Origin of the sequence: Rothia similimucilaginosa (genome assembly GCF_029850985.2) — a bacterium.
Taxonomy (GTDB): Bacteria; Actinomycetota; Actinomycetes; order Actinomycetales; family Micrococcaceae; genus Rothia.
Genome location: NZ_CM138149.1, coordinates 2074236 through 2089287, shown reverse-complemented (window position 1 = coordinate 2089287; position 15052 = coordinate 2074236). Strand labels below are relative to the sequence as shown.

Annotated in this window: 17 protein-coding genes; 11 read left to right on the top strand and 6 right to left on the bottom strand. The window is 56.5% G+C overall.

Annotation, left to right across the window (positions count from 1 at the left end; translation table 11 throughout):
• The first annotated feature begins 572 nt into the window (after positions 1 to 572).
• From rpmH to QFX07_RS08530, 8 genes are all read left to right on the top strand, one after another.
• Positions 573 to 710 (top strand): 50S ribosomal protein L34, encoded by a 138-nt coding sequence (rpmH, locus tag QFX07_RS08565; RefSeq protein ID WP_005504094.1) that lies wholly within the window; start codon positions 573 to 575, stop codon positions 708 to 710.
• Positions 711 to 836: 126 nt separating this feature from the next.
• Positions 837 to 1202, top strand: coding sequence for a ribonuclease P protein component (gene rnpA / locus QFX07_RS08560; RefSeq protein WP_279741960.1), 366 nt, complete (start codon positions 837 to 839; stop codon positions 1200 to 1202).
• Positions 1199 to 1672: a membrane protein insertion efficiency factor YidD gene (gene yidD / locus QFX07_RS08555; protein WP_279754403.1), complete on the top strand. Its 474-nt coding sequence runs from the start codon at positions 1199 to 1201 to the stop codon at positions 1670 to 1672. Before rnpA ends, yidD begins: the two co-directional genes overlap by 4 nt.
• 51 nt (positions 1673 to 1723) lie before the next feature.
• Positions 1724 to 2713 carry a membrane protein insertase YidC gene (yidC, locus tag QFX07_RS08550; protein ID WP_279741962.1) on the top strand — a complete coding sequence of 330 codons (990 nt, stop codon included), beginning with the start codon at positions 1724 to 1726 and terminating at the stop codon, positions 2711 to 2713.
• 111 nt (positions 2714 to 2824) lie between these two features.
• A complete protein-coding gene (locus QFX07_RS08545; RefSeq protein WP_279754402.1) occupies positions 2825 to 3391 on the top strand; it encodes a Jag family protein in 567 nt (188 codons plus the stop codon).
• 1 nt (position 3392) lies between these two features.
• Entirely contained in the window at positions 3393 to 4034 is a 642-nt protein-coding gene (gene rsmG / locus QFX07_RS08540; protein WP_279741964.1) for a 16S rRNA (guanine(527)-N(7))-methyltransferase RsmG, read from the top strand.
• 455 nt (positions 4035 to 4489) lie between these two features.
• Positions 4490 to 5332: a ParA family protein gene (locus QFX07_RS08535; protein WP_279741965.1), complete on the top strand. Its 843-nt coding sequence runs from the start codon at positions 4490 to 4492 to the stop codon at positions 5330 to 5332.
• Positions 5333 to 5568: 236 nt separating this feature from the next.
• Positions 5569 to 6852 (top strand): ParB/RepB/Spo0J family partition protein, encoded by a 1284-nt coding sequence (locus QFX07_RS08530; RefSeq protein ID WP_279741966.1) that lies wholly within the window; start codon positions 5569 to 5571, stop codon positions 6850 to 6852.
• A 110-nt stretch (positions 6853 to 6962) separates the two neighbouring features.
• Here the strand turns inward: QFX07_RS08530 and trxA are convergent, their stop codons facing one another.
• The 6 genes from trxA to QFX07_RS08500 all read right to left on the bottom strand — a co-directional run bounded on the left by trxA (position 6963) and on the right by QFX07_RS08500 (position 12241).
• On the bottom strand, positions 6963 to 7289 hold the full coding sequence (gene trxA, locus QFX07_RS08525; protein ID WP_279741967.1) for a thioredoxin: 327 nt from the start codon (positions 7287 to 7289) through the stop codon (positions 6963 to 6965).
• Positions 7290 to 7342: 53 nt separating this feature from the next.
• Positions 7343 to 8377, bottom strand: a complete 1035-nt coding sequence (trxB, locus tag QFX07_RS08520) for a thioredoxin-disulfide reductase (RefSeq protein ID WP_279754401.1) — start codon at positions 8375 to 8377, stop codon at positions 7343 to 7345.
• 245 nt (positions 8378 to 8622) lie between these two features.
• The gene (locus QFX07_RS08515; protein WP_459741168.1) at positions 8623 to 9345 is read right to left on the bottom strand and encodes a hypothetical protein; all 723 of its coding nucleotides are present in this window, start codon (positions 9343 to 9345) and stop codon (positions 8623 to 8625) included.
• A gap of 109 nt (positions 9346 to 9454) precedes the next feature.
• Positions 9455 to 9814, bottom strand: a complete 360-nt coding sequence (locus tag QFX07_RS08510; protein ID WP_459741167.1) for a hypothetical protein — start codon at positions 9812 to 9814, stop codon at positions 9455 to 9457.
• A 196-nt stretch (positions 9815 to 10010) separates the two neighbouring features.
• Positions 10011 to 11675 carry a murein biosynthesis integral membrane protein MurJ gene (gene murJ / locus QFX07_RS08505; protein WP_279741970.1) on the bottom strand — a complete coding sequence of 555 codons (1665 nt, stop codon included), beginning with the start codon at positions 11673 to 11675 and terminating at the stop codon, positions 10011 to 10013.
• A gap of 62 nt (positions 11676 to 11737) precedes the next feature.
• Positions 11738 to 12241 carry an NUDIX hydrolase gene (locus QFX07_RS08500; protein WP_279754399.1) on the bottom strand — a complete coding sequence of 168 codons (504 nt, stop codon included), beginning with the start codon at positions 12239 to 12241 and terminating at the stop codon, positions 11738 to 11740.
• Between the two features lie 126 nt (positions 12242 to 12367).
• On the opposite strand from QFX07_RS08500, the gene QFX07_RS08495 reads away from it, so the two are divergent.
• From QFX07_RS08495 to QFX07_RS08485, 3 genes are all read left to right on the top strand, one after another.
• Positions 12368 to 13792: a CCA tRNA nucleotidyltransferase gene (locus QFX07_RS08495; protein WP_279741972.1), complete on the top strand. Its 1425-nt coding sequence runs from the start codon at positions 12368 to 12370 to the stop codon at positions 13790 to 13792.
• Positions 13793 to 13982: 190 nt separating this feature from the next.
• Positions 13983 to 14288 (top strand): 30S ribosomal protein S6, encoded by a 306-nt coding sequence (gene rpsF, locus QFX07_RS08490; protein ID WP_279741973.1) that lies wholly within the window; start codon positions 13983 to 13985, stop codon positions 14286 to 14288.
• Between the two features lie 95 nt (positions 14289 to 14383).
• A complete protein-coding gene (locus QFX07_RS08485; protein ID WP_279741974.1) occupies positions 14384 to 15016 on the top strand; it encodes a single-stranded DNA-binding protein in 633 nt (210 codons plus the stop codon).
• Positions 15017 to 15052: the final 36 nt, after the last annotated feature.

The window sequence follows — 15052 nt, the reverse complement described above, 5'->3', positions numbered from 1 at the left end:
GGAATTCTTTACTTTCACTCGATGTGAAGCGGTGGTTCAGTAAAGAAAATCATGCCGGAAACCACCGCGAGGTCATTAAGATTCTACCCGCTTAATGCACAGGGGAGGAAAGTTGTCCACAAGAGTTTTCCACACGGTGGAAAACTTGTAATTACAGAGGTGGATAAGTAGTTGGAATTGAGCGTGTAGCAAGGCTTCTTCCTTGATATTTAGCGGAACAGCCTGGTGATGCATGGGTGTGGATAACTCACTAATAATAGAAGGGTTGGATGAGATATACACCGTGGTGGATATTGTGCCGCCGTAAATATCCTCAGATTTGCACCCCATGAGCTAGTAGTGTCTCCGCGTCCTTAATACCCACTGAAACCCCCGCCTCCTCAGAACAAACGAGCCTGGAATCACGCGGAAAAAAGCGTCAAGAACTTGATTTACGCCCTCCACTCTTCTAAAGTTATGCTGTTGTGTGTGCACCGTCTACTGCGAATAGTCGCGGTACCTCCGTGCACCGAGAAGCGTACGGTTCCGATACCTGTGAGGGCACGAACCGCAAAAAATCAAGGAGACAAAGTATGAGCAAGCGTACTTTCCAGCCGAACAACCGCCGTCGCGCTAAGAAGCACGGCTTCCGTCTGCGTATGCGTACCCGTGCAGGCCGCGCGATTCTGTCGAGCCGCCGCGGTAAGGGCCGCGCAAAGCTCTCGGCCTAATCACGGCATATAGTTCGCCCGCCGATGCACACGCATCGGCGGGCGAACTATCATTAAGCGTGAAATACATGCGGAGATCAGCTCACCACAAGAGCCGAATCTCCCACACTACGTAAAGGGGAACACGTGCTGCCTCAACGGCACCGTATGCGCACCAGCGCTGAATTCTCCCACGCCTTCCGTTCCGGCATCCGTACAGGACGTCGGAACATCCTTATATCTACGGCGAAAAATCCTGGAAAAACAACCCAGGTAGGTTTTATTGTGTCGAAGGCGGTGGGCAACGCAGTCACACGCAATCTGGTCAAACGCCGGTTGCGTGAACTTGCTGCGTTCACCTGCGCCGCGCATCCGGAAGGCTACGCCATCGCGGTGCGAGCACTTCCCGCCTCCGCGAGCGCCAGCTGGGATCAGCTGCGGCGTGATTACGAATCGGCACTCGAGGCTGCTTTCGCTAAGCTCGACCTGCCTCAGAGCAAGGAGAAGCCGTGAGTCGTCCCCAGCGTGAGCGCTGTGAAGAACGCTTCCATGCGCATAACAGCGGCACCTATAGCGCCTCTGCCGAGATTCTGGGCCCCGACGAGTTGCTGGCTCTAGCACCTAACGAATTCGTGAGGGCTGAAACTTTTCTGCAGGCACTCTACGTTCTACCGCAGAACCTGCTGATTGCGTGTATGAAGGCCTACCGCAAGGTCGTCTCCCCCCTCTATGGGGATGTGTGCCGCTACTACCCGACCTGCTCAGCCTACGCCCTGGAGGCACTGACTACCCACGGCGCGATGCGCGGGCTTTCCCTGACGGTGCGCCGTATTCTGCGGTGTGTTCCCTGGGCGACCGGAGGTATCGACCCAGTTCCGGAGGGGAAGCGTACTTTCGCTCCCGGAGCAGAACCGAAAATTATTCTGCTCAACCACCCCCATCTTTATAACCCTCACACCGGCGGTGACGCCTGCCCTGAGTAGGCGGTGCCTCCCACACAATGACTTAGCCGAGTCCTTAAGGAGTATTCCCGCGTGAATATTTTTGATTTGATTCTTTGGCCGTTTAAATGGATCGTCTCCGTGGTCCTATGGCTGTTCCACACTCTTTTCACCTCGCTGGGCATGGACCCGGCTTCCGGTCTGACTTGGGTTCTGTGCATTATCTTCCTGACCCTGGTGATGCGTACCCTGACCATTCCGCTGTTCGTCAAGCAGATTAAGGCTATGCGCGGTATGACCGCGATGCAGGGCGATATGGCGAAGCTGCAGGAGAAGTACAAGGGTAAGAAGGACCAGCTCTCCCGCCAGGCTATGGCTCAGGAGCAGATGGAAATGTACCGTAAGCACGGTACGAACCCCTTCGCTTCCTGCTTGCCGATTCTGGCGCAGATGCCGATTTTCTTCGGTCTGTACCAGGTGCTGATGGGTATTCCCAACGCGGCGCAGCACAATGAGAGCCTGCTGATGCTGCCGGCTGACCTGGTTTCTCAGTTCAATGGCTCGCAGATTTTTGGTGCGCAGCTGTTCGCGACCATGCTGCACCCGGGTGCTGGTGACGCTACCGCTACTGTCGTTCAGGCTGTCATCATGATTGTTCTGATGAGTGCGACCCAGTTCTACATTCAGAAGCAACTGAGTGTGAAGAACATGTCAGAGGCGGCTCTGAACTCTCCGATGTTCCGTCAGCAGCAGATGATCATGTACATCTTCCCGATCATTTTCGCTGTCTCCGGTATTAACTTCCCGCTGGGTGTTATGTACTACTGGACTGTTTCGAACATCTGGTCGCTGGGCCAGCAGTGGTGGGTTATCCGCAATAACCCGACCCCCGGTTCTCAGGCTGAGCGTGAGCTGAATGCCCGCCGGGCAGCGAAGGGCCTGCCCCCGATTGGTAAGACCCGTGAGCAGCACGAGAAGGACTTGCAGGAGGCTCGTGAGCGTGCCGCAGCTGGTCAGCGTCAGCAACCGGTTGGTAAGAAGCGCCAGAAGCAGCAACGCAATAAGCAAAACGGAAAGAAATAGTTTCTTTCCTTCACTCGGGCCGGGTTCTCGCCGTTGTTGGCGCGGGCCCGGCACCGTGTATGAGATACTTTTTACCCCTATGACACCCCTCCTAATACCCCGAGGACAATCGTGACTGAAGCTATGGAATATGAGGACGAGCAGCTCGTTGAGGAGCAGCTTGTAGAGGAGCCCCTTGAGGGCGAAGTAGACGATTTTGAGGACATCGACGAGGAAGGTGATATTGCCGCTGACTACCTCGAAGAGCTTCTTGATATTGTCGATATGGATGGCGACATCGATATTGAGGTGCGCAATAACCGCATCTACCTGTCGGTCGTCAATGAGGATGATGACAATGAGGAACTGCGCCACCTGGTTGGTCGCCACGGCGAGGTTCTGGAGGCTTTGCAGGAGCTGGTGCGTCTCTCAGTCCTGGCTGGTAACGGCACCCGTTCCCGCCTGATCCTGGACATTGCTGGTTATCGTACTGAGCGTCGTGAGCATCTGGAGCAGCTTGCCGCTGACGCGATTGAGAAGGTGCGCGCTACCGGTCGTGATGAGCACATGAAGCCGCTGAGTGCGTATGAGCGTAAGGTGGTCCACGATGTGGTGGCTGCCGCTGGCTTGTACAGTGAGTCTGAGGGCGAAGGCCCCCGTCGTCACGTGGTGATTTCTCTTCCCGGGGCAGGAGCCTAGTATGGAGACTTCGATGATTACTCTCAACGAGAGTGAGCGCGCCGCAGCGGAGACTGTGTTCGGTGAACGCCTGCCTTTGGCGGAGCGTTACGTGCAGCACCTGGCGACGACCGGTATTGAGCGTGGTCTGATTGGCCCGCGTGAGGTGCCGCGCCTGTGGGCTCGCCACGTGCTGAACTGTGCCGTGGTGCAGGAGTACATCGCGCTGAACGCGTCGGTGGCTGATGTTGGCTCTGGTGCCGGCCTGCCCGGTCTGTGTCTGGCGATTGCCCGCCCGGATTTGAAGCTGACCCTGATTGAACCTCTGGAGCGCCGCGTGATTTGGCTGAATGAGGTTGTTGAGGATCTGGGGCTGGAGAACGTGATCGTACTGCGCTCGCGTGCTGAGCAGGCTGTGGGTGCCGTGGAGGCCGATGTGGTGACTGCGCGTGCTGTGTCCGCTCTGGTGGGTCTGCTGGACATCACTCTGCCGATTCTGCGCGGCACCGGTGAGCTGCTGGCTCTGAAGGGTCGTAGTGCCGCGGAGGAGATTACTAAGGCAAAGAAGAAGCTGAACCGTTACGGTGCGCGTGAGACTGAGATCCTCACCGCCGGCGGTGATCTGCTGGAAGAGCCGACGACGGTGGTTCGAGTTCGCCTCTAAAGGTTTCGTCCTGAGTGGGCGGTGCCGCAATGAGCTGGTGAATATACTGGCTTACGCGGTGCCGCCCATTTTTGTGCGCCTACTTGCCGGGTGCGCGCAGCAATTGCATCCGTAGAGTACATAGAATGACCTCTCGCGTGGAGTATTGACCTGATGCCGGGTACCCTTAAGGAAGGACTGAAACCTTAGACTCTTCTATATCAAAGCCTGCTGGTTCACTAAGGGCCCCGAACCCTTCACAAACCATTCAGGTATCACTAATGTTTCACGTGAAACACTACAGACTTCATTACCTCACGGAGTATGTTTCACGTGAAACATACTGAGATGAGTGAATGGTGGGGGAGCGGAGGTTGAATCCTCCTTGCGTACACATATCTCAGAGTGTTGCCACACGCGAGGCATTAGAAGAAGTATCACCGTAGACGCACCACCCGAATTATGGAAGGCACCCGATGACTCCTCAAGCTCAGAAATCTGTTGCAGATTTGCTCCCCAAGCCTGTGCATACGCGTGTCTTCACCGTGTCGAACCAGAAGGGCGGCGTGGGTAAAACCAGTACTGCAGTGAACCTCGCAGCTGCACTCGCGGAGGCTGGTCTCAACGTCCTGGTGATCGATAACGACCCGCAGGGTAATGCCTCAACCGCACTGGGTATTGAGCACGGCGTGGATGTTCTCAGTGTCTACAATGTCCTGATTGAGGATAAGCCGCTTTCTGAAATTGTTCAGGAATGTCCCGATATGCCCGGCCTGTTCTGTGCCCCCGCCAATATCGACCTCGCTGGCGCGGAGATTGAGCTGGTCTCTCTGGTCGCACGTGAGACTCGCCTCAAGAACGCCCTGATGGACTACACTGAATGGCGCGAGAAGCAGGGTATGGAGCGTCTAGACTATGTCTTCATCGATTGCCCGCCGAGCCTCGGCCTGCTGACCGTCAACGCCTTCGTCGCGGCAGAAGAGATTCTGATTCCGATTCAGTGCGAGTACTACGCACTGGAAGGCCTGAGCCAGCTGCTGAAGAATATTCAGATGATTCAGAAGCACCTGAACTCTAAGCTGCGCATCAGCACGATCCTGCTGACCATGTACGATGCCCGTACCAACTTGGCGTTCCAGGTGGCAGAGGAGGTGCGCGAGCACTTCCCGGAGGAGACTCTGAGCGTGAAGATTCCTCGCTCGGTTCGTATTTCTGAGGCTCCCAGCTATCAGCAGACCGTCATCACCTACGATTCTTCGTCGACTGGTGCACGCGCTTACCGCGAGGCAGCACAGGAACTCTCACGCCGATTTGCATAATCTAAATCTTTTGAAATGAGCCTTTTTGAAGTGTCTATTGATGATTCAAAAGGGTTCATTTTGTGCGGTATTTTCTGGGTTAAACCCAAGAAAACATCCTTAAAGAATTAATTATCAGGAATAATTCGGATTATGTGCTGTGCAGTTTTCTCTCCTGCTTTCGAGTGCTTATTTCGTTTACACTAGATGAAGAAGAAAAAATGAGCGGGCTCGTCCGGGAGTCCTAAGGAGTAACGATGGCTGAAAAGCGACGCGGCTTGGGTCGTGGCCTGGGGGCGCTGATCCCTCAGAGTACGAAGAATTCTGGTAATGCTGAGGCGAAGGCATCTGAAAAGACTGCACCCAAGAAAGCATCTACTCCGATTGAAGAGCCGATGAGTGATGGCCTCTTCGAAATGGCTCATGAGGCCAAGCCGGAGAAGCAGCGCAAGAGTGCTAAAGCTGAGTCTGTAGAAGATAAGCCTGCTGAAGCTGTACCTGCTCAGGAAAAGCCTGTTGAAGTTCAGAGGGTAGAGGAGAAGGTCGAAGCTCCCGCCTCCTCGCAGAATGTTTCACGTGAAACATTGAAGAAGAAATCCCGTGTGGACATGGGTGCGGCACTGCGCAATACCACCCTGACTCGCCGTCCGGTGGACTTCTTCTTTGGTGAAGATGTTTCCACCCCGCAGTCTGCTTCCGAAGAGCGGGGCGGTCTGGTCCCGGTTCCCGGCGCCCAGTTTGCTGAGCTGAATGTTCGTGATATTCACCCCAACCGCAAGCAGCCCCGCACCGATTTTGATGAGCAGGATATGGAAGAGCTCATACATTCGGTACGTGAGATTGGCGTTCTACAGCCGATTGTCGTGCGTCCCTCGCGTGAAAACGGTGCTGAAAAGTATGAACTGGTCATGGGTGAGCGCCGCTGGCGTGCAACCCAGGCAGCTGGCCTGAGCACCATCCCGGCGATTGTTCGTGAGACTGAAGACGGCGATCTGCTCCGTGACGCCCTGCTGGAGAACCTGCACCGCAGTCAGCTGAACCCCATTGAAGAAGCGGCGGCGTACCAGCAGCTCATGGAGGAGTTTGACACTACTCAGGAGCAGCTGGCTAAGCGCATTGGTCGTTCTCGCCCCCAGATTTCAAATACGATTCGTCTGCTGAAGCTGCCAGCTCTGGTGCAGCGTCGCGTTGCGGCGGGTATTCTTTCTGCCGGTCACGCTCGTGCCCTGCTGTCTCTGACAGACCAGGCTCAGATTGAGACTCTCGCACAGAAGATTGTGAATGAGGGACTGTCGGTTCGTGCAACCGAGGAGCTGGTGAACCACGCATCCGGCACTGCAGAGGTGAAAGAACGTAAGACTCCTCAACCCCAGAAGCACCGTGAGCGTCTGGACTATATTGCGGAGGCTTTCGCTGATAAGCTCGATACTTCGGTGAAGATTTCGCTGGGGGCCCGCAAGGGTAAGATGACCATCGAGTTCGCGAATGTCGAGGACTTGAACCGCATTATCCGCGTTTTGGATTCTGATTTCTCGGGCTAAATTTTCGCATAAAAAATATTTAACAACTGATATCAGTTGTATATATAAAAACCCTCGGTGATGTTTCACGTGAAACATCACCGAGGGTTTTTCTCTAGATTCTCGAAAGATTAGCCCAGGTGCTCGGAGAACTCGGCCAGCAGAGCGGACTTCGTCTTAGCACCTACGGTCTTCTTGACCACCTCGCCACCCTTGAAAAGGTAGATGGCAGGAATAGAGGTAATGCCGTACTTCATGGCGGTATCGCCATTTGCTTCAACATCCACCTTGACCACATCGACCTGACCAGCGTACTCACCAGCAATCTCGTCGATCACGGGGCCAACCATGCGGCAGGGGCCACACCATTCAGCCCAGAAGTCTACGATAACGGGCTTGTCGTTCTTCAGAACCAGTTCGTCAAAAGTAGTATCAGTTGCCTGCTGTGCACTGCTCACGGAGTGCTCCTTTCTGACACGGGGCGGATTCCCCTGCGAGTAATACGAATAGTTTAGAGGTTTTCGAGGTAGTGCTGCGCGTCCAGAGCGGCAACAGCACCGGAACCAGCGGCAATAATTGCCTGGCGGTAGGTCGGGTCAATCACGTCACCGGCAGCAAAAATACCGGGAACGGAAGTCTTCGACGAACGACCCTGAACTGCGATGGTGTGGTTCTCGGTAATCTCCAGCTGGTCACGTACCAGTTCCACGCGAGGGTCGGATCCAATAGCGATGAACAGACCCTGAACGGCCAGCTGACGCTCAGAACCGTCCTTGGTGTTGGTCAGAGTAATCGACTCGAGGTTGTTCTCACCGTGAACGGCAGTGACAGCCGAGTCCCAGACAACCTCAATCTTCGGGTTGTTGAAAGCGCGGGTCTGCATGATTTCCGAAGCACGGAAAGAATCACGACGGTGCACCAGGTACACCTTGGAGGCGAAGGTCGTCAGGAACAGTGCCTCCTCCAGTGCGGAGTCGCCACCACCGACCACTGCGATTTCCTTGTCCTTGAAGAAGAAGCCATCGCAGGTTGCGCACCAGGAGACGCCGTAACCGGAGAGTCGATCTTCGCCCTCGATGTTGAGCTTACGAACCTGAGAACCGGTGGTCATGATGACGGTCTTCGCCAGGTGAACAGCACCGTCTGCGGTGTAGACCTTCTTCACGTCGCCGGTGAGCTCGACCTTTTCCACGTCCTGGTAGCGGATGTCCGTACCGAAACGCTCAGCCTGCTGGCCAATGTTCTCCATCAGCTCGGGGCCCTGGATACCCTGAATGAAACCGGGGAAGTTCTCCACCTCGGTGGTATTCATGAGGGAGCCGCCGGGTGCCAGAGAGCTGGCGAAGAGGACGGGCTTCAGCTCGGCGCGTGCCGCGTAGATTGCCGCGGTGTAGCCCGCGGGGCCGGAGCCCACAATAATGACGTTGTGGACGGTTGTGTCGCCCTCAACCTCGGCAGTCGGTGCCGCTTCGGTGGCGGGTGCGGATGCCAGGTTCAGGTTGCCCAGGGCGGCGCCTCCGAAGAGGCCTCCCAGATTCTCAGTCATCGGATATGTCTTTCCCTTGTAGGTCTTTCGTTATGTCCCTATAACAGGGCTTTATCCTCGATTATTCCATTTTGGGGGACCCTTATCCAGATACTCCGCGCACTGTGAATCTTTGAGTAGCGGCCCTGCCATAAAGAGTCATAAATGGACATCAAAAAGGGCGGGGTTTCCGAACTGTTGAGTTCAGAAACCCCGCCCTTATGTCTGGGGTGCGAGCGCCCTGTCGGCGTCGCGTTATGGGTTGATTAGTCCACCTTGATTTCGTTGATGCGCAGACCGTAATTCCAAGTTCCAATCGGCAGGGTGAGGCGGGGTAGTTCGTTGACCACGATGATCACGTAGGCGCCCTTTTCAATGCTCTGCTTGGAGGTGTCCAGGGTGACGACTGCATCCTTGCCTTCGAAGGTGCCCTTGCCGACCTCAACCGCGCCGTTTAGGGATGCGGAGCTATTGGTGTAGACGGTGAAGGAGCCGCCGACGCCGGTGTTCTGCTGGATGGTCAGCTTGGAGACGACGGTGGGGGTCTGCAGCTTCAGCGCCAGGCCGAATTCCTTGATGGTGCCGGCGTAGTTGGCGGTGCCGAAGCCGTAGCTGATCCATGCGGTGTTGGCGTTACCGTCGGTCAGGTGGGGGATGAGGGTGTCCATGTCGTTCATGAACGTGGGGTTCGAGGGCGCGAAACGAGCCACGGATGCGATTTTAGCCGGGTCGTTTGATGCCTTAGCGGTCGGGGATGCCGATGCGCTGGCGCCTGCCGCAGCCGATTCGGATGCCGAGGCGGAAGACTTGGGGGTGTGTGGTGCGGCTGTCTGGTTGGAGCCGATTGCACCCAGGGAGGTGAGGATACTGCCTGCGATGATGACGAGTAGCAGGACTGCTGCCAGGGCGACTGCCCAGGTACCGCGGCTGCCGTCTTCTTCATCTTCGTCATCTTCGTAGATGCTGGTGGGCTCGGAGTATGCGGTCACTGCCGCACCGCCGGATGAGCTCCAGTTCTTGGCGGCGGTGATGCTCTCCTGGTTAGCGGCGGAGGAAGAGACCTTCTCATAGGTGTTGGGGGAGCTGCTACTCTCGGAGTCACCGAAGATTTCGGTGCCCAGTGCGTCTTCTGCGTTGGAGAGTGCGTGGTTTTCGATCAGCAGGGTGTCCAGCAGGGTGTTCGGGGCGGGTGTGGGAGGTGACGAGGTAGCGGCTACCTTCGGGGGTGATGCCCAGGTCGAGGATTTGGATGTTGCCGCGTGCGTTGGTTGCGAGCGCGCGGGAGTTTGCTTCCAGCAGTGCGCTGCGGCTGGGCGATGCGATGACGACCGAGACCTTACGGTTGAGAACCTGGTCGGTGCCTTCAAGCACCATGTCGGATTCTGCCGTAATAATGATGTGTGTGGTGATCTCGTAGCGGCCTCCGAGGACCGATCCGACCGGAAACTGTTGCGACAACGTGTTCTCCCGAGGTGGTTTCATAGTGCCTGCCGTGTGGCGGGCCCTGACTATTAGATTCTACCCGGCATTGAAGGATACCGGGGCTGAGTGATAGTTTGTTGCGTTCGGGTGGTTGCCTATGTCCTCTGCGGGCCCTGGTGTGGGGTGCGGTGGGTACACGGACAGCTACCCTGGTTGGGCGTTGTGTGCTGCCTTAGCGGCGGGCAAAATGCTCAAGTTTCGAGGTTAGGGGTGCCAGTAGTGCGTTGGCTTCCTTGACGCGGAAGATTTGTATGCCGGCGAGGTATGCGAGGCCCATGACGGTGCCGCATACGGCGAGGGTGATGATTGCGGTCAGCTTGGATGCCCAGGCAAATCCGTCGAGCTGGTAGCCGCCGAGCAGCCAGAGTGCAATGGCCGTGATGCCTCCGGCGAAGAGGGAGGCGAGGGTTGTGCGGGCGTAAGTGCTGACGATGCCGCGCTGGCCGTAGTAGCCGAGGCGGCGGCGGACCATGTGGTGGCTGATGAACATGATCAGGATGTTGTGCACCGGGTAGATGAAGGCGAGCATGTACACGGTGTACTGTGCGTTGAGCAGGGATGCTGCGAAGCTCATGATGACCATGATGATGGCGGAGTACACCTGGATGCGGAAGGGGGTGCGTGCGTCTTCGCGGGCGTAGAGCACGCGGCTGTAGAGATAGTTGATGGTGAGGGTGGGGGTGCCGAGTGCGGTGATGACGATGAGCTTGGCGATGATGGTTGCTGCGATGGGGTCGCCGCCGCTGAAGAGCACTGCGATGGGCCCTGCCAGGACCATGAGGGCGACCATGCAGAAGACGGTGGCTACGGCTGCGTTGCGCAGGCCATGGGAGAGTGCGTAGATGACGCTGTCGCTGTCGTCGGCGATGGCGGAGGCGCTCATGCGGTTGAAGAGCACGGTGGCGATGGAGATGCCGATGACGCCGTGTGGGAGCATGTACAGCATGGAGGCGTAGTTGAGTGCCTGCAGGCCGGGGATTTGGATGCCGAGGGTGGCGTAGTGTTCGCGCTGACCGACGATGCCTGCGGCGACCTTGGTCATGTAGAGGAATGCGAGGTTGGAGATGATACCGGAAGCGAGGGTCCATGCGGCGAGCTTGGAGGCTGCGCGCAGGCCGATACCTCGCCACGCGAAGTCGGGCTTGAGGCGCAGGCCGAGCTTGCGTAGGGGGATGAACAGGACGAGCGCCTGCATGATGACGCCGAAGGTGGAGGAGCCGGCGAGCACAAGGGTCTGTGCATTGGTCCAATTGTCTACGGTGTGGATAGGGTTGGGGTTGGGGGTCTGTGCGCCGAAGATGAAGATGAACAGGAATAGTGACAGGATGGTGATGACATTATTGAGTACGGGTGACCACATGTAGGCGCCGAATGCGTCTTTGGCATTGAGGACCTGTCCGATGACGGTGTAGAGGCCGTAGAAGAAGATTTGGGGTAGGCACCAGAGGGAGAAGATGAAGCCGAGCTGTCGTTGTTCGGGGCTCCAGCCTGAGCCCATGATGCTGATGATGGGCCAGGCGCAGGCGACGGTGATGAGGGTGATGAGGCCGATTGCGGTGATGGTGAGGGTGACGAGTTTGGAGATGTATTGTGCGCCGCTGTCTTGTGCTTTGGCCGCTTTGATGATTTGCGGTACGAGGACTGCGTTGAACACGCCGCCTGCTACGAGGACATAGATGAGGTTGGGCAGGGTGTTAGCGGTTTCGAAGACGTCGCCGACGGTTGAGAGTGAGCCGATGGCTACGGTGAGCAGGATGGTCTTGACGAATCCGAGGATGCGCGAGACGAGGGTGCCTGCTGCCATGATTGCGCTTGAGCGGGCGTCGTTACGTGCCACGTAGGTCTCTCCTGTGTCGGCGGGTGATTGCTTCTTTTATTTTTGGGCTCTTCGGCGGGTGTTTAGAGCTGGGTGGTGATGTATTCGCGCGCACTGCGGGCTATGTGTTGCTCGTTGGCGAATGAGAGGCGGGTGGGTAGCTCTTCGAGGGGAACCCAGGCGACGTCGATTGCTTCGTGGTCGGGGTCGTTATCGATGCTGAGTTCGCCGCCGGTTGCTGCGAAGAGGTAGTGGTGCACGGTTTTGTGGATGCGCGTGCCGTTGGATGTGAACCAGTAGGCGATGGTGCCGAGGGAGGCTACGGGGTAGCCGGTGATTCCGGTTTCTTCGCTGATTTCGCGTTGTGCGGCTTCGACGGTGGTTTCGCCGTGTTCGATGTGGCCTTTGGGGAGGCACCATTCGCGTTGGCCGTTGCGGTTGATGCGGGCGATAATGGCTACGGGTAGCTGTTCGGGTCGGTCGAAGTCGATGATGAGCCCGCCTGCAGAGACTTCTTCAGGGGCGGGTACCGCTCGCACGGGCGCGGTGAAGCGCGTTTTGGGGGCGCGGGGTACGGGAATGCTCATGGTTCTACCTTAACTGATAGGCTGAGGTTTTTGTGTCTCGGTTTGGGGTGAGATAGCTGTCTTTGATGGGGTGTTGTGGGTGTGGGGTGGGCGCATGGGTGGTTTTTCTGGCACGATTAAAGGATTATGTCGCTGATTATTGATGTTGTGTCGAAGTACCCGGATGCCGCCGAGCTGGGAGAACTGTACCGTGCAGAGGGTTTTGAGCTGTACTTGGTGGGCGGTATTGTCCGCGATAATCTGCGGGTTGAGGATGGTCTCTTCACCGATTTTGATTTGACGACGGATGCTACTCCTGAGCAGAGCGAGCAGATTCTACGTGGGTGGGGTGAACATACATGGGATATCGGCAAGGAGTACGGCACGATTAGTGCGCGTAAGAATGGCGTGGTGTATGAGGTGACCACGTACCGTGCTGAGGTGTATGTTTCGGATTCGCGTAAGCCGACGGTTGAGTTCGGTACGGATTTGAGCGCTGATTTGGTGCGTCGTGATTTCACGATTAATGCGATGGCGGCGGCTTTGCCCAGTGGTGAGGTTGTTGACTTGTTTGGTGGCGTTGAGGATTTGCGTGCGGGTGTTTTGCGTACTCCGCGCTCGCCGGAGGAGTCTTTTTCTGAGGATCCGCTACGTATGATGCGTGCGGCTCGTTTTGCTGCGCGTTTTAATCTTGAGGTTGCCCCGGAGGTTTTCGAGGCGATGCGCGAGATGGCTGGCCGTATTGAGATTATTTCGGCTGAGCGTGTACGTGATGAGCTGGTGAAGCTGATTGAGGCGGATTATCCGCGGGTGGGTTTGAACCTGCTGGTGGATACGGGTCTGGCGGATTATGTGTTGCCGGAGCTTCCTGCTTTGCGTATGGAGATTGATCCTGAGCATCACCATAAGGATGTGTATGAGCATTCGTTGAAAGTGATGGAGCAGGCGATGGAGAAGGAGACGGGTGAGGATGGTCCGTGTCCGGCTCCTGATTTTATTCTGCGTTTTGCGGCCTTGATGCACGATATTGGTAAGCCGAAGACTCGTAAGTTTGAGAAAGACGGTTCTGTCTCGTTCCTGCACCATGAGGTGGTGGGCGCGAAGATGGTGAAGAAGCGTATGCGTGCGCTACGTTTTGATAATGACACGATTAAGGCTGTGGCTCGTCTGGTGGAACTGCATATGCGGTTCTATGGTTACCGCGAGTCAGGTTGGACTGATTCTGCGGTGCGCCGCTATGTGCGTGATGCTGGCGATCAGTTGGAGCGTCTGCATCGTGTGTCTCGTTCTGATGTGACGACTCGTAATCGTCGCCTGTCGCGCTCGCTGGCTGAGGCGTACGACGATTTGGAGCGTCGCATTGCTGAGTTGGCTGCTCAGGAGGAGCTGGATGCGATTCGTCCGGATCTGGATGGCGGTCAGATTATGCAGATTCTTGGTATTGCGCCGGGCCCGGTGGTGGGTGAGGCGTATAAGTTCTTGTTGAATGTGCGTCTGGATGAGGGTTCGCTTCCTGAGGAGGAGGCGAAGGCTCGCCTGGTGCAGTGGTGGGAGCAGCGTCGGGAGGCGTAGCTTCTGCGGTTTGTGGTACTGCATCGCATGGTTGAGGTCACGCGGTGCGGTACTGTTCTATCTGTATTTTCTCGTGTATTGTTAAGAAATCTATGCGTGTTCCCCACCCGGTGTGTTTCACGTATAGGGCACATTGAATCTCCTGCTATGGAAATCCCATAGCCGTTTAGCCCAAAGGAGGGGTTTAATCATGCGTGCATATGAACTGATGGTTATCCTCAGCCCCGAGGTTGAGGACCGTGCGGTTGAGCCGTCGCTGTCCAAGTTCCTCGAGATCGTGACCAACGATGGTGGTTCCGTCGATAACGTCGACATCTGGGGCCGTCGTCGCCTGGCATACGAGATCCAGAAGAAGTCTGAGGGTATCTACGCAGTGGTGAACTTCACCTCTACCCCCGAGACTGCAGCTGAGCTCGATCGTGTTCTGAACCTGAACGAGTCCGTCATGCGTACCAAGATCATCCGCCCGGAGGATCAGAAGATCTCCAGCAAGTAGTTGTTTCTTTCCGGTCGGCTGACCCCCTAAAAATGTCAGGGGGTTGCGCTGTACTGGATTCAATATACTTGTAACTCTTATCGAGGAGGCATCAAATGGCAGGCGATACCGTTATTACTGTTATTGGTAATCTGACTGGCGATCCGGAGCTTCGTTACACCCCTGCGGGTGCGGCGGTTGCTAATTTCACGATCGCATCGACTCCGCGTACTTTTAATCGCCAGACGAACCAGTGGGAGGATGGGGAGACCCTGTTCCTGCGTGCGTCGGTATGGCGTGGTTATGCGGAGAATGTTGCAGAGACCTTGAAGAAGGGTACTCAGGTTATCGCGCAGGGCCGTCTGAAGTCCCGCTCGTACGAGACCAAGGAAGGCGAGCGTCGTACCTCGTTTGAGCTTGAGGTCGAGGAGATCGGCCCGACTCTGCGTTTTGCTACTGCTCAGGTGACTCGCGCACAGCGTTCTGCCGGAGGTAATAACTTCGGTGGCGGTGCGCAGGGTGGCTTTGGCGGTGGTGCTGGGTACAACGCTGCTGCTCAGGGCGGTTACTCCGCTCCTCAGCAGAATAATTTTGCTGCTGCTCAGGGTAATGGTTACTCTGGCCAGTCTGGCTACTCCACTCCGGCTGCTCCGGCGGCCCCTGCAGCTCCTGCTGCTGATCCGTGGAGTTCTCAGTCTGGTGGTAACTATGACTGGGGTAGCGGCGCCGACGACGAACCTCCGTTCTAAGCCGGTTTCGTTTTCCGAATAGTAATTTATCAATCC